Annotated in this window: 11 protein-coding genes; 1 reads left to right on the forward strand and 10 read right to left on the reverse strand. The window is 70.9% G+C overall.

Annotation, left to right across the window (positions count from 1 at the left end):
* The first annotated feature begins 149 nt into the window (after positions 1 to 149).
* Positions 150 to 692 carry a hypothetical protein gene (locus tag ACFY3L_RS48445; RefSeq protein WP_389340615.1) on the forward strand — a complete coding sequence of 181 codons (543 nt, stop codon included), beginning with the start codon at positions 150 to 152 and terminating at the stop codon, positions 690 to 692.
* An 86-nt stretch (positions 693 to 778) separates the two neighbouring features.
* On the opposite strand, the gene ACFY3L_RS48450 is transcribed toward ACFY3L_RS48445, so the two are convergent.
* The 10 genes from ACFY3L_RS48450 to ACFY3L_RS48495 are packed head-to-tail and all read right to left on the reverse strand — an operon-like array spanning position 779 to position 12786.
* Entirely contained in the window at positions 779 to 1612 is an 834-nt protein-coding gene (locus ACFY3L_RS48450) for a sugar phosphate isomerase/epimerase family protein (RefSeq protein ID WP_389340617.1), read from the reverse strand.
* Positions 1613 to 1640: 28 nt separating this feature from the next.
* Complete coding sequence (locus ACFY3L_RS48455) at positions 1641 to 2684, reverse strand: ABC transporter ATP-binding protein (RefSeq protein ID WP_389340619.1); 1044 nt, start codon at positions 2682 to 2684, stop codon at positions 1641 to 1643.
* On the reverse strand, positions 2681 to 3682 hold the full coding sequence (locus ACFY3L_RS48460) for an ABC transporter ATP-binding protein (protein ID WP_389340621.1): 1002 nt from the start codon (positions 3680 to 3682) through the stop codon (positions 2681 to 2683). The genes ACFY3L_RS48455 and ACFY3L_RS48460 overlap by 4 nt, the downstream gene beginning before the upstream one ends.
* Positions 3679 to 4569 carry an ABC transporter permease gene (locus ACFY3L_RS48465; protein ID WP_389340623.1) on the reverse strand — a complete coding sequence of 297 codons (891 nt, stop codon included), beginning with the start codon at positions 4567 to 4569 and terminating at the stop codon, positions 3679 to 3681. The genes ACFY3L_RS48460 and ACFY3L_RS48465 overlap by 4 nt, the downstream gene beginning before the upstream one ends.
* Positions 4566 to 5516: an ABC transporter permease gene (locus tag ACFY3L_RS48470; RefSeq protein ID WP_389340625.1), complete on the reverse strand. Its 951-nt coding sequence runs from the start codon at positions 5514 to 5516 to the stop codon at positions 4566 to 4568. Before ACFY3L_RS48470 ends, ACFY3L_RS48465 begins: the two co-directional genes overlap by 4 nt.
* Positions 5517 to 5554: 38 nt before the next feature.
* Positions 5555 to 7123: an ABC transporter substrate-binding protein gene (locus tag ACFY3L_RS48475; RefSeq protein ID WP_389340627.1), complete on the reverse strand. Its 1569-nt coding sequence runs from the start codon at positions 7121 to 7123 to the stop codon at positions 5555 to 5557.
* 32 nt (positions 7124 to 7155) lie between these two features.
* Positions 7156 to 8808 carry a hydantoinase B/oxoprolinase family protein gene (locus ACFY3L_RS48480; RefSeq protein WP_389340629.1) on the reverse strand — a complete coding sequence of 551 codons (1653 nt, stop codon included), beginning with the start codon at positions 8806 to 8808 and terminating at the stop codon, positions 7156 to 7158.
* Complete coding sequence (locus ACFY3L_RS48485) at positions 8805 to 10898, reverse strand: hydantoinase/oxoprolinase family protein (protein ID WP_389340631.1); 2094 nt, start codon at positions 10896 to 10898, stop codon at positions 8805 to 8807. Before ACFY3L_RS48485 ends, ACFY3L_RS48480 begins: the two co-directional genes overlap by 4 nt.
* Positions 10895 to 11758, reverse strand: a complete 864-nt coding sequence (locus tag ACFY3L_RS48490; protein WP_389340633.1) for a PfkB family carbohydrate kinase — start codon at positions 11756 to 11758, stop codon at positions 10895 to 10897. Before ACFY3L_RS48490 ends, ACFY3L_RS48485 begins: the two co-directional genes overlap by 4 nt.
* Positions 11758 to 12786, reverse strand: a complete 1029-nt coding sequence (locus ACFY3L_RS48495) for an SIS domain-containing protein (protein WP_389340635.1) — start codon at positions 12784 to 12786, stop codon at positions 11758 to 11760. The genes ACFY3L_RS48490 and ACFY3L_RS48495 overlap by 1 nt, the downstream gene beginning before the upstream one ends.
* Positions 12787 to 12867: the final 81 nt, after the last annotated feature.

Below are 12867 nucleotides of genomic sequence, written 5' to 3' on the forward strand. Positions count from 1 at the left end.
GGCTCGCCCTCGCCGGCATCGTCGCCGTGGCTGCCATCGGGGCATCCGCGTGGTCCGGTGGGGACGGTGAGCAACTGCTGGCACTCGGACCCGGCGAGATGTCGCCGTCGCTGCGAGCGGCGGCCGGACGGTGCCTCAAGTTGAACGACATGCACGCCCGGCTGCCGGTAGCCGGTGCTGATCTGGCCGTGGGCGCCGAGCACGGCGATCACGTCGCGGTGCTGTTCCTCACCGAGGATCACTATCTCGCCTGTACTGAATGGGACCCGCCGCACCGGGGCCGGTCCGGCGGCCTTGCCATCGACACCGACAGGCCCGGCTGGCGGCACGACTGGCTGCCGGGTCCGGTTGACCGGCTCCTGCTCACCTCGACCGAGCAGGACGGCGGCGACGTGGTCGCCATCGGGCGGGTCAGCGCACGGGTACACCGGCTGGTGCTCGATCACGGCGACGGCAGGACGACGACAGCACGCATCGCCAACGGCGCCTTCGGAATCATCGCTCAGGGCGACGTCCGCGAACGCGACAGCCCACAGTTGGTCAGCTACGACAGCGCCGGCAACGAGCTCGACCGCCGGCCGTTGTTCGTTCCGTTCGACCGGCTCGGCCGTTGCTACGTCGACCCGCAAGGAACCACCGTCTACGGCAAGCCCGGCCCCTCCTGCCTGCCAGCGGAACCCTGGACCCGCTGAGCGACGGACCGCACGTGTCGGAGCGGCCGGCGAAGCGGCTCGGTGCGCACGTTCATGCCGTGCCGCCCGCCGCACGAGCCCCCGATCTACTGGAGGTTCTTCAGGTTGCGCATGCCTTCGACCGCGACCTGCTTGCTCGTGGCCAGCTCGCGCCAGGTGTGGGTGCGCACCGCCATCACCGGCAGGTCGAGTGGGAAGAACTCGAAGACGCACAGGTCGTCGTAGCCGACGTCGCGCAGCGCGGCGAAGCAGTCCGCCCACGGCACCTGTCCGGTGCCCGGCACCCCGCGGTTGTTCTCGACCGCGTGGAAGTGCATCAGGCGGCGGCCGGCGAGACGGATCGCGGCGGCGGGGTCCGATTCTTCGATGTTCATGTGGAAGGTGTCCAGCTGGATGCCGACGTTGGGCAGCCCGACCTCGTCGACGAGGGTGACCGCGTCCGCCGCCGTGTTGAGGAAGTACCCCGAGTACCGGCTGACCGGCTCGACGGTGAGGATGATGCCGCGCTCGCCCGCGTACTCGCCGGCCTCCCGCAGCGCCGCGACCGACCGGTCCCACTCCTGGTTGGTGCGCCCGCGTCCGACGAAGTGGCCGTTGGCGGAGTGCAGGCCACCGCAGATCTTGCGGGCGCCGATCCGGGCGGCGACGTCGATGCAGCCCTTGAGGTGCCGCAGCCCGCGGACGCGGATCTCCGGGTCGTCGCTCACGGTCGAGTTGTGCGCCTGCAGCGCCGTGCCGAGGACGACTTCGAGGCCGGCCCGCTCGGCGGCGCTCCGCACTCCGTCGACGGGGAACGTGTCAGGGTCGGCGACGTGCAGTTCCAGAGCGTCGAGGCCCCATTCGCGGCCGCGATCGAAGATCCACAGCGCGGCGTCGTCGAGATCGTGGACCAGCATCTGGCTGTGGGCGCCGAATCGCACGGCAGCTTCTCCTTACAGGTTGGTGTGGTCAGGCAGGGGTCGGTGCGGTGGCCGTCCGGTCGGCACGGGGCGTGATCCGCCCGGCGGCGATGTCCTCGGCCCAGTGGCAGGCGACCGAGTGGCCGGGTGCCGCGGCCCGCAGCGGCGGCAGTTCGCTGTCGCAGCGGGTGGGCTGGACGAAGGGGCATCGGGTGCGGAAGGGGCATCCGCTGGGCAGCCGGCTCAGCGACGGCGGGTCACCGTGCAGGACGAGTCGCTGCCGCACGGGTGCGGCCGTGCGCGACGACTGCGGGATCGCGCTGAGCAGGGACAGCGTGTACGGGTGCAGCGGTGCGGCGTAGACGTCGTCCGACGACGCCAGCTCGACCACCCGCCCCAGGTACATGACCGCGACCCGGTCGGAGACGTACTTGACCACGGCGAGGTCGTGCGAGATGAACAGGTAGGTCAGCCCGAGGTCGGCCTTGAGGTCCTGGAGCAGGTTGAGGATCCGCGACTGCACGGACACGTCGAGCGCCGAGACGGACTCGTCGGCCACGATGAGCTGGGGGTTGAGCACCAGCGCACGGGCGATGCCCAGACGCTGGCGCTGCCCGCCGGAGAACTCGTGCGGGTACTTCTCCGCCGCACCGGCCGGCAGCCCGACCCGCTCGAGCACCTCGGCGACCCGGTCACGGCGTTCCCGCCGGCTCAGCTGGGTCTGCAGCGCGAGCCCTTCCCCGACGATGTCCTGGGCCCGCCAGCGGGGGTTCAGCGAGGCGTACGGATCCTGGAAGATCATCTGCAGGTCGGTGCGGATGCGTCGCAGACCTCCGCGCCTGAGCCTGGTGATGTCCTGCCCGCCGAACTGGACGGTGCCGCTGGTGGGCGGGTCGACCATGATGAGGCTGCGGCCGAGGGTCGACTTGCCGCTGCCGGACTCCCCGACCAGGCCGAGGGTCTCGCCCCGGCGGATGTCCAGGTTCACGTTGTTGACCGGGCGGATCGTGGTGCGCCGGCCCAGCGTGCCCGACCCGGCCACCCGGTACTCGCGCACGATGTCGCGAGCCGACAGCAGGATCTCGTCGTTCACGCAGTCACCGCCTTCTCACTGTGCTGGATGTCGTCTTGCTCCGGCAGCCAGCACGCCGCCCGGCCGCCCCTGACGAACGGCGGCCGCTCGGTGCAGGCGTCGAACGCGTGGGCGCAGCGCGGCCGGAACGGGCAGCCGGTGATGAGTTCTCCCGGCGCCGGCAGGCCGCCCGGGATGACCGGCAGCGGCACGTGCGACGGCGAGTCCAGGGCCGGGGCGGCCGCCAGCAGCGCCTGCGAGTACGGGTGTTGTGGCCGCTCCAGCACCTCCGCCGCCGAACCCCGCTCGATGACCGTGCCCGCGTACATCACGCACAGCTCGTCGGCCACCTCGCCGATCAGGCCGAGGTCGTGGGAGACCAGTACCAGTGCCATGTCCCGCTCCCGCTGCAGGTTCAGCAGCAGTTCGAGCACCTCGGCCTGCGTGGTCGCGTCGAGAGCCGTGGTCGGCTCGTCGGCCAGCAGCAGCCGCGGCTCGGCGGCGATCGCCATCGCGATGACCACCCGCTGGCGCATGCCGCCGGAGAGCTGGTGCGGGTAGCTGGACGCGACCCGCTTCGGATCGGGGAACCCGACCGATCGCAGCACGTCCAGCGTCCGCTCCCGGGCGGCCCGGCGGGACAGTTTGAAGTGCCGCCGCAGGACCTGCCCGACCTGGTACGACACCTTGTAGACCGGGTTGAGGGCGGTCATCGGGTCCTGGAAGACGAACCCGACCTCGCGGCCGCGGACGTCCTCGAGCTCGCGCTGCGACAGCCCGGTGACGTCGCGGCCGTTGATCCTGACGACCGACAACGTACCGATCCGCGCCTCCGGCGGCAGCAGCCGCACCAGGGACATCAGCGAGACGCTCTTGCCGCAGCCGGACTCCCCGACCACGCCGAGCGTACGCCCGGCCGAGACGCCGAAGCTGACGTCGTGCACGAGCGTCAGCTCACCGCGCGCCGAGGCGACCGAGACCGACAGGTTCTCGACCTCGAGGACCGGACGCATGCTCATGCGGCACCCCCAACCGTACGCAGATCGTTGGCCGCCGTCGTCGCGCCGGCGGGGCGGTTGCGGCGCCGCGGGTCGAAGCGGCGGTCGAGGCTGTCGCCGAGGATGCTGAACGCCAGGACGGTCACCACGACGATGCCGCAGCTGATGATGAGGAAGCCGGGGTTGCTCAGGGCCAGGTTCTGCGCCTCGGCGATCATGCTGCCCCACGACGGCGTCGGGGGCACGACGCCGACACCGAGGTAGCTCAGGCCCGACTCCAGCAGCATCGTCGCGGCGAGGGTCAGCGACGTCTGCACCAGGATCGGGCCGAGGACGTTGGGCAGCACGACGCGGAAGAGCAGCCAGCCGGGCCCGGCGCCGAGCATCCGGCTGGCGGTGACGAAGTCCTGCTGCCGGACCGACAGCACCTGGCCGTAGGTGACCCGGGCGAAGGTCGGGGTGAACAGGATCCCCATGGTGATGATGAGCGTCGCCGTGCCGGGACCGAACAGCGCCACGACGAGCAGCGCGAGCACGATCGGCGGGAAGGCGAGCACGACCTCGGTGGCCCGCATGGACAGGCCGCCGATGAAGCCGCGGAAGAAGCCGCCCACCAGCCCGAAGGTGGTGCCCAGCACGGCGGCGACCGCGGTCGCGCCGACGGAGACGATGAGGTCGGCGCGGGCGCCGTACAGCAGGCGGGAGAGGATGTCGCGGCCGAACTGGTCGGTGCCCAGCAGGTGGTGGGCGCCCGGCCCGACGAGCTTGTCCGGCCCCTGGGCCAGCGGGTCCATCGGGGCGACCCAGGGGGCGAACAGCGCGACGAGGACCAGGACGGCGAGGAAGGCCGCCGGGACGGTGCTGCCCAGGAACGAGCCGCCCCGGCCCAGTGCACGGAAGAGCTTCACGACCGGCGTCCTCTCGGATCCAGCAGCCCGTAGGAGACATCGACGACAATGTTCAGCGCGATGAAGATCGCGGCAGCCACGATCACCACCCCCTGCACGAGCGGGTAGTCCCGGTTGGTCACGCCGTCGATCAGCAGGCCGCTGAGGCCGGGCCAGCTGAAGACCCGCTCGACGATGACGGTGCCACCCAGCAGGGCGCCCATCTGCAGACCGGTCACGGTCAGCACCGGGGTCAGCGCGTTGCGGACGACGTGCCGGATGAAGACGGTCCGCCGGCGCAGGCCGACCGCCTCGGCGGTGCGGACCCAGTCCTGGCGGGCCGTCGCCAGCACGGACGCGCGGGTCATCCGCGCGACGATCGCGGTGAACCCGATCGAGAGCGCGACGACCGGCAGGATGAGCCCTTGCAGGTACAGCCCGAATCCCTCGCTGATGTCGGTGTAGCCGCCGGAGGGCAGCCATTGCAGCTGCACGCCGACGCCGAAGATCAGCAGGATGGCGGCCACGTAGGCCGGGATCGCGATGCCCAGGCTGCTGCCGAACAGCACGAACCGGTCGAGGAACCGGCCCCGGCGGGCCGCCAGGGCGCCGAGCGTGACCCCGATCAGGACCGACACCAGGGTCGTCGCCACGATGAGCTGGATCGTCCGCGGCATCCGCTCGCCGATGTACGCGGTGACCGGCCGCCCGTCCTGCAGGGAGTGCCCGAGCGAGCCGTGCGCCAGGTCCGACAGGTAGCGGGTGTACTGCTCCCCGAGCGGGAGGTTGAGGCCCAGCTCTGTGCGGAGCTGGGCCACTGCCTCCTCGGTCGGTGTCGAGCCCGTGCCGGTCAGGATGGTCCGGGCCGGGTCACCGGGCACCAGGTGCACCGCTATGAAGATGAGTGTGACCACGACGAGGAGCAGCGCCGCGCCGGTGGCCAGACGTTTGGCGACATAGAAGAGCACCTGTCGCGTCCTTCCTGCTGGCTGTCGTCAGACCCGGGTCACGACTTCGCGGTTCCGGCGAGCGTGTAGCCGGACTCGAAGGTGAGGAAGCCGGGGATGTTGGTGAAGCCGGTCACCGACTTCTTGTGGCCGTACGCCTGCGAGCGCCAGGCCAGCCCGACGATGGGCGCCTCGGTGAGCACCATCGTGCCCAGCTGCTTGTACAGATCCTTGCGCTTGCCCTCGTCGACTTCCTGCTTCGCCTTGTCGAGCAGCGCCTTGAGCTCGATGTTGTCGTAGCCGAACGAGGCGTTCTGCGACCCGGCCGGCGTGAGGATCTGCTCCAGGAACGCTGGGTCGTTGCAGATGCCGACGGTGCCGTAGACGGCGATATCGTACTGACCCTTCGAGCCCAGCTGCAGCCGGGTGGGCCAGTCCGGCAGGTTCATCTCCAGCTCGATGCCGATGGCCTTGAGGTCGGCCTGCACCGAGATCGCGGTGTTCTGGTGGAAGTCGTACTGCGACGACGACAGCATGCGGGCCTTGAACCCGTTCGCGTAGCCCGCCTCGGCCAGCAGCGCCTTGGCCTTCGCCACGTCCTGCTTGTAGAAGTCGGCCTGCTCGGCGTTGTAGAACGCGCTCGACTCCGGCAGCGGCATCCCGGCCAGCGGCGAGCCCTGGCCGGCCAGCGCGCTGGAGACCACGTTCTGCCGGTTGACCGCCCAGGCCACGGCCTGCCGGACGCGGGCGTCCTTGAACGGGCCCTGCGCCGTGTTGAACAGCAGGTACATGAACGGGCCGTCGGTGGGGTCGAGCACCAGGTCGCTCTTCTGCTTGACCCGGTCGTAGTCGTTCCAGCCGACGAAGGAGATGGCGTCGACGGTGCCGGTCAGCAGCGCGTTGTCGCGGGCCGCCTGGTCGGCCAGGATCTTGAACTGGATCTTGTCCAGGCTCACCTTGTCCGCCTCGTAGTAGCCGGCGAACTTCTCGACGTTGAAGGCCAGGCCCTTCTCGTACGAGACGAACTTGAACGGCCCGGCTCCCACGTACGTCGGAGCCTGCTGACCCAGGGTCTTCTTGGGCAGGATCGCGCCGCTGACGTCGGCGAGGAACGCCAGGAACGACGCGTCGGGGGCCTTGAGCTTGACGACGACCGTGTTGTCGCCCTCGGTGGTCACGCTGTCGATGCCCTTGGTGGCGGGGTACAGCTTCGGCGTCTTCGACGCGTCGGTCATCCACTCCAGCGACGCCTTGACGTCGTCGACCGTGACCGGGCTGCCGTCGTGGAACTTGAGGTTGCCGCGCAGGGTGAACGTGAAGGTCTGCGAGTCCTTGGTCTCGAACTTCTCCGCCAGTGCCGCGACGATGTCGCCCTTGGCGTCGTACTGCACCAGGCCACGGTGCAGGACGCCGTTGAGCATCATCGAGGCGCTGCCCTGGTTCTGCGGGGTCTGCAGGTTCGGCACGTCGCTGTCGAGGCCGAAGGTCAGCGTTCCGCCCTTGGCGCCCGAGGCCGACTCGCTGCCGCCGCCGCCACCGCAGGCGGCGAGCAGCGGACCGGCAGCGAGCGCGCTGCCGAACAGTGCCGAGGCCTTCAGGAACGACCGCCGCGTGTGCTGTGAGGTCATGTACGGATTTCCTTCAGGTGAGGGGGTGGGTGTCAGACGTCGAGCTGGTAGACGGAGCGAGCGGTCTCCGCGGAGATGACCTCGTCGGCCAGGTCCTGCTCGACGAGCTCGCGGGGCCGCTGCTCTGGTGGGCCGTAGCCGCCGGCGCCGGCGGTGATGATCGATGCGCGGTCGCCCGGCTGCAGGATGGTGTGGCCGTGCTCCACGGGCCGGGCGCCCTCGGAGAGCTCCACCCGGGCCGGGGTCCCCGGCCCGCCGCCGAACAGGCCCCACGGCGCGGACTTCTGCCGCGACGTGTCGAGCCAGAACTGCACGTCCTGCTCCTCGACCCGGACGGTCCGGCGGATGCCCATGCCACCGCGCCACTGCCCGGTGCCGCCGGAGTCCTGGACCAGTTCGTAGGCCTCGATGACGAGGGGGTACTCCGTCTCGAGGCTCTCCACCGGCAGGTTGGAGGTGTTGGTGACGTGGACCTGCACGCCGTCCATGCCGTCCTTGGTGGCCCGCGCGCCGGAGCCGCCGCCGATGGTCTCCAGGTACACGAAGTAGTTGCCGGTGCTGGTGTCGCAGCCGGAGAAGTGCACGCCCGTGTTGGCGCCGTTGCTGGCGGCGGTGACCCGGTCCGCCACGGCGGGCGCGAGCGCGCCGTGGATCAGGTCGACCACCCGCTGGCACGTCTCGGTGCGGCCGTTGACCGCCGCCGGGGCGACGCAGTTGACGATGGTGCCCTCGGTCGCCTGGATCGTGATCGGGCGGTGCAGCCCGGCGTTGGAGGGCACGTCGGGGTCGACGAGGGTCTTGATGGCGTAGTACACGGTGGCGTACAGCGCTGTCCACACCATGTTGACCGAGGCGCGCACCTGCGCCGGGTTGTCGCGCAGGTCCAGCGTGACCTCGCTGCCCGACACGGCGACCCGGATCTTGAGCTCGAGCTCCTCGTCCAGCTCCGGGCAGTCGAACCGGTCGGTGAAGGCGTACTCGCCGTCCGGGATGGACTCGATCGCTGCCCGGGTCCGCCGCTCGGTGTAGTCGAGCAGGGCCGCGGTCATGTCCATCAGCCGCTGCCGGCCGTAGCGGCCGGCCAGTTCGACGTAGCGGGTGACCGCCAGCCGGTTGGCCGCGAGCTGGGCGCGGAAGTCGGCCCGGCGCTCGTGCGGCACCTGGCAGTTGGTGAGGACGAGCTGGAAGATGTCCTCGTTCGTCTCGCCCCGGCTGATCAGCTTGACCGGCGGGATGCGCAGGCCTTCCTGGAAGATGTGCGCGTGCCCGCGGTCGCCGAAGTCCGCGTGGTGGGCGAGGTTGGCCGCCCACGCGGTCAGTTCGCCGTCGACGAAGATCGGCGAGACCAGCACCATGTCGGGCAGGTGCGAGCCACCACCGGAGTACGGGTCGTTGCTGATGAAGGTGTCACCCTCGTGGATCGCGTCGAGCGGGTAGCGGTCGAGCACCGCCGAGACGACCCCGATCAGCGAGCCGAGGTGCACCGGTGATGCCTGCTCCGCCTGGGCGCTCATGTGCCCCGCCGCGTCGAACAGGCCCGCCGTGCAGTCCCGGCGCTCCTTGATGTTGCTGGAGAAGGCGGCCCGGACAAGGGTCTCCCCCATCTCCTCCACAATGGACGCCAGCGCCGCCCCGATCACCTCGACGAGGATCGGATCGATGCCGGCTGCGGGCTGCTCGCTCATCCCTGTGCTCCATTCCGCGAGGACGCCACGAGACCGTTCGCCACGCTGACGATGAGGTTGAGGTGTTCGTCGACGACCACCCGGTCGCCGGGCAGCACGACGGTGGTGGTGTCCATCTGCTCGATGAGCGCCGGGCCGTCGATCCGGTGCCCCGGCTGCAGCTTCGAGCGGTGGTAGACCGGCACGACGGCCGAGCCGTCCACCTCGGCGACCCGCAGGTCCCGCTGCCCGATGAGCGCGACGTCGACCGGGCTGCCGTCCGTCGTCTTCGCCGCCAGCTCCGCCGTCGGCACGTCGCCGATGCCCTGCACCCGGTACGTGACCGCCTCCACCGGGTCGCCCGGGGCGGAGTAGCCGTAAAGGCGCTCGTGCTCGACGGCGAACCGCGCCAGCACCTCCGGCAGGCTGTCCTCGGTAAGGTCACCGGCCGGGAGGGTGACGGGCAGCTCGTAGTTCTGCCCGACGTAGCGCATCTCGATGGCGTACCCGAGGTGCCGGCGCTCCTCCGGGATGTCCTCGTCGGCGAACCACTCGGTGGCCTGCTCGGTCAGCTCCACCAGCACCTGCCGGATGTCGGCGACGTGGGCCGCGTCGAACCGGCGGATCGCGGTGCGCGTGAAGTCGGCCCGCACGTCGGTCATGAGCAGCCCCAGCGCCGACTGGGCGCCGGGCGTCGGCGGGACCAGGATCGTGCTGATGCCGAGCTCACGGGCCAGCCACGAGGCGTGCAGCGGGCCGGCGCCGCCGAACGGCACGAGCGTGTAGTCGCGGGGGTCGTAGCCGCGCTGGACCGAGATGACCCGGATCGCGCGGGCCATGTTGGCCACCACCACGCGGATGATGCCCTGCGCCGCCGCCCGGACGTCCAGGCCGAGCCGGTCGGCGAGGGCGGCGACCGCCTTCTCCGACGCGGAGGAGTCGATGCGCATCTGCCCGTCGAGCAGGTACTCGGGGTTGAGCGTGCGCAGGACCACGTTGGCGTCGGTGACGGCGGCCTCGCTGCCCTTGCCGTAGCAGGCCGGCCCGGGGTCGGAGCCGGCGCTGGCCGGACCGACCTTGAGGTGGTTGCCCGCGTCGATCCAGGCGATGGAGCCGCCGCCGGCGCCGACGGTGTGGATGTCGAGCATGGGGCTGCGGATCGGCCGGCCGTCGAGCTCCATGCCCTTGGTGACCTTCGGCTGGCCGTTCTGCACGAGCGAGACGTCGGACGACGTGCCGCCCATGTCGAAGGTGATGATGTCGGGGTGGCCGGCGGTGGCCGCGATGCCCGCGGCGCCGACGACGCCGGTGCTCGGCCCGGACAGGACCATGCGGACGGGGAACTGCTCGGCCGCCTCGAACGGGATGATGCCGCCGTTGCTCTGGGTCACGTGCGGCACGACGCCGAGCCGGATGTCGGCGAGCCGCTTGCGCAGCGCCGCCAGGTAGTCGGCGACGACGGGACCGACGTAGGCGTTGACCACCGTGGTCGACAGCCGCTCGTACTCGCGGAACTCCGGCAGCACCTCGCAGGACAGGGTCACGAAGACGTCCCCGCCGAGCTCCTCGTGCAGGATCTCCCGGATGCGCCGCTCGTGCTCGGGCCGAAGGAAGCTGTACAGCAGGCAGACCGCGACCGAACGGATGCCCCGCGCGCCGATGGCGGCGGCGGCCTTGCGCACGTCGTCCTCGTCCAGCGGCGTCTCGATCCGGCCGTCGTGGCGGACCCGCTCGGTCACCTCGAAGCGCGCCGACCGCCGGGCCAGGGCCTCCGGCTTGTCGGCCTGCAGGTCGTACAGGCGGGGGCGCCGGCCGCGACCGAGTTCGAGCAGGTCACGGAAGCCCCGGGTGGTGATCACCGCGGTCGGCACGCCCCGGTAGGTCAGCAGCGCGTTGGTGCCGACGGTGGTGCCGTGGGCGAAGTAGCCGACCTCCTCGGCGGTGCGCCCGCCGATCTGCTCGAGGATCTCGAGGACGCCGGTGATGATCGCCCGGCCCGGGTCGTCGCGGGTGCTGGACACCTTGCGGACGTGGATCGCTCCCGTCTCGTCGTCGTAGGCGACCACGTCGGTGAAGGTGCCTCCGGTGTCGACACCGATTCGCAGACTCATGTTGGCTCTCCTGGCAGGTGCGGAAGCGTGGTGGCCGCGACGGCGGCCGGGTGGCCGAACGCGCCCGCGACGGAGCAGGCGTGTGCCGCGCAGTTCGCCGCCTTGGCCAGCGACGAGGTGAGGTCCTGACCGCCGACGAGGCCGACGAGGAGCCCGGCGATGAACGCGTCACCGGCGCCCATGGTGTCGACGACGGCCGACGCGGTGGTCGGCTGCCGGTGTACGCCGTCCGTGGTGGCCAGCCACGCGCCGGCACTGCCCCGGGTGACCAGGACATGGCGGGCGCCACGCCTGAGGCCGCGCGCCAGCAACGCCTCGGTCTGCTCGTCGTCGAGGCCCGTGCCGGAGAAGGTGGCCAGGTAGAGGCTCGGCAGCATCCAGTCCACGTACGGCTCGGTGAGCCGGTTGGAGAAGTCGAACGAGACCCGGGTGTACGCGGCCATCCGGGGCACCGAGCGGATCAGCGACCCGCTGTACGCGGTGTGCACCACGTCGAACCCGGACAGCCGTGCGTAGTCCGCCTCGGTGAGGTCGAACTCGGAGACCCCGTCGCCGGAGTCCTTGAACACCCGGTCGTTGTCGACGATCGCCACCTCGGCGTAGGCGTTGGGGCCGTCGGCCCGCTGCACGCCCGAGACGTCGACGCCCTCGTCGCGCAGCGCGGCCAGCACCACGTCGCCGGCCACGTCGGTGCCGAGCACGCCCCGGTACGCCGCCTCGGCTCCGCACCGGCGCGCGTAGACCGCGACGTTGACGGCGTTGCCGCCCGGGTACATGATGCCGGCGTCGACGTAGCGGTCCACGACGTTGTCACCGGCACCGAGCACCCGCACGGCGGCGCCGGATCCGAACATCCGCATCAGTAGTCGACCCGGTACATGTACCGGCGGGCGGCGGTGTTGTGGCCGCGCTCGGCCGCGACGAAGTCGAGCAGGCGCCGGGTCAGGCTGGCCACCACGAGCGGGCTGATCAGCCCGCGCTGCGCGGCGGGCACCCCGGGCAGCTCGAAGTCGCGGGAGTCCAGCACGTCGGCGTTGTCGTAGTACCGGTTGACGAAGCTGACCGTGCGCTCGCCGATCGGCCGGGTCTGGTCCTCGCCGACGAGCACCAGCACGGGGCGCTGCCCGACCATCTCGAACGGCCCGTGGAAGAAGTCCGCGGCGTGCACCGCGGAGGCGTGCAGCCAGTTCATCTCCTGCAGGTAGCAGGCGGCGAGGGCGTTGGCGGCACCGAAGTTCGGGCCGGCGCCGAGCACGTAGACCAGGTCCGCGTCGCTCCACCGACGGGCCACGGAGCGGCCGAGGTCGGCGACGGCCGCCTTCGCCGCCGGGATCGCCGCCGGGATGGCGGCGACGGCCTGCCAGCGCTCCTCCGCGTCGGACAGGTCGCCGACCGCGTCCAGCAGGGCGAGGGCGAGCTGCGTGAAGTGGATGGCCTTCGGCTCGGTGACGGTGACGTTGCTCGGGTAGTCGAACAGCACGTCGGCGACCTGGGCCAGCGGGGTGTCACCGCTGCGGGCGATGCCGGCGACGCGCGCGCCCGCCTTGCGGGCGAGCTGGGCGGCCTCCAGCGTCTCCGGCGTCGCGCCGGAGTGCGAGGACGCGATCACCAGGGACGAGGCGTCGAGGCCGGCGAGCTTGCGGTGGATGAGCTCGGCGCTGGTCATCTTGGCGGCGGTGAGCTCTGTGGTGGAGGTCTCCATGAGATCCAGCGCCGGGAACGTCGAGTAGAAGGAGCCGCCACAGCCGATGAAGAAGACCTTGGTGACGCCCTCGGCGACGACCTCGCGGGCAAATGCTCGCGCTTTGTCGAGCTGGGCGACCGTGTGTTCCAGCGTCGGGACCAGGTCCGCTGCGAGCGGGGTCGGCTCGACCGCGGTGAACGTCATGCGAATTGCTCCTTACGGTGGCTCGGCCGATGTACGACTGAGAACCTTCTCTGTGGCGACGGTGAGAACCTTCTCAGGACC

Origin of the sequence: Dactylosporangium sp. NPDC000521, assembly GCF_042898305.1 — a bacterium.
GTDB lineage: Bacteria > Actinomycetota > Actinomycetes > Mycobacteriales > Micromonosporaceae > Dactylosporangium.

Coding starts and splice junctions, on each gene's coding strand:
- ACFY3L_RS48490 (WP_389340633.1), bottom strand. CDS start 11,758: ATGCGGATGTTCGGATCCGGCGCCGCCGTGCGGGTGCTCGGTGCCGGT.
- ACFY3L_RS48460 (WP_389340621.1), bottom strand. CDS start 3,682: ATGAGCATGCGTCCGGTCCTCGAGGTCGAGAACCTGTCGGTCTCGGTC.
- ACFY3L_RS48445 (WP_389340615.1), top strand. CDS start 150: ATGCACGCCCGGCTGCCGGTAGCCGGTGCTGATCTGGCCGTGGGCGCC.
- ACFY3L_RS48475 (WP_389340627.1), bottom strand. CDS start 7,123: ATGACCTCACAGCACACGCGGCGGTCGTTCCTGAAGGCCTCGGCACTG.
- ACFY3L_RS48495 (WP_389340635.1), bottom strand. CDS start 12,786: ATGACGTTCACCGCGGTCGAGCCGACCCCGCTCGCAGCGGACCTGGTC.
- ACFY3L_RS48485 (WP_389340631.1), bottom strand. CDS start 10,898: ATGAGTCTGCGAATCGGTGTCGACACCGGAGGCACCTTCACCGACGTG.
- ACFY3L_RS48480 (WP_389340629.1), bottom strand. CDS start 8,808: ATGAGCGAGCAGCCCGCAGCCGGCATCGATCCGATCCTCGTCGAGGTG.